Raw genomic sequence first — 946 nt, 5'->3', positions numbered from 1 at the left:
GCCGCGCCTAGGCCAGGAAGGCGGGCTTGAACACGTCCTCGGCCCACTGCCGGAAGGTCGTCGCGGTCGTGGCCTCGGGCGTGCGGGGCTCCGCGTTGTAGAGTCCGCCGTCGATCGCGGTCAGCAGGTCGGCGAGCCACTGCGCCGACGCCTCGGCGGTGCCGGTCCGGATCAGGTTGGCCTTGAAGACCTCCGCGGGCACCTGCTGGTACCGGACGGGCCGGCCGAGCACCTCCGAGAGGATCTGGGCCTCGTCGTTGTGGGAGATGTCCGCCGGGCCGAGCACGGGAATGTAGTCCCGGCCGGTCCAGGAGTCGTCCAGCAGCGTCCGCGCCGCGACGGTGGCGATGTCCCGGGTGGCGCAGGTCGGCAGCTTCAGGTCACCGTTGACAGGGAACAGGAACACTCCCTGATGCTTGATCACCGGGATCTGCCACAGCAGGTTCTCCATGAACGCGGGCATCCGCAGGGTCCGATAGCTCACGCCGGTCTGGTCGATGAGCTCGCCCATGGCTTTGCCCATCGTGTCCGTGTCGGCGGTCTCCTGGTGGCCCAGGCCGCCGACGTAGACCAGGCGCCGGACGCTCTGCTTGCCGATCGCCTCGCACAGCGGCCGGGTGAAGTCCAGCGCCCGCTGCACGGGGTCGGTCGAGGTCGGGTCAGGGGGCAGCAGCCAGAACACCGAGTCGGCGCCCGAGAGAGCGTCGGCGAGGACGCTGGCGTCGGCCAGCGAACCCTGAACGACCTCGACCCGGCCAAGGAAAAGCGGGTCGAGGCGCGCGGGGTCCCGCGTGATCACGCGCACCGGCGCGCCGGCGTCAAGCAGATCGGCGACGAGCTGTCGACCGATCTGACCAGTGGGGGTGCAGACGACGATCATGGAGCCTCCCAGAACAGCGCAAGCGGAAGCGGAATTACTCTTCATGTTAAGAGATACAGAACCGGG

At 68.9% G+C, this 946-nt stretch carries 1 protein-coding gene; it reads right to left on the bottom strand.

The window, feature by feature from the left end:
* Positions 1-7 precede the first annotated feature (7 nt).
* The gene (locus MXD58_RS25635; protein WP_248836454.1) at positions 8-880 is read right to left on the bottom strand and encodes an NmrA family NAD(P)-binding protein; all 873 of its coding nucleotides are present in this window, start codon (positions 878-880) and stop codon (positions 8-10) included.
* Between the last annotated feature and the right edge of the window lie 66 nt (positions 881-946).

Origin of the sequence: Frankia sp. AgKG'84/4, from assembly GCF_023242965.2 — a bacterium.
Taxonomy (GTDB): Bacteria; Actinomycetota; Actinomycetes; order Frankiales; family Frankiaceae; genus Frankia.
Note: the sequence above shows the minus strand (reverse complement) of the source record. Positions and strands in the feature narration are given on the sequence as shown.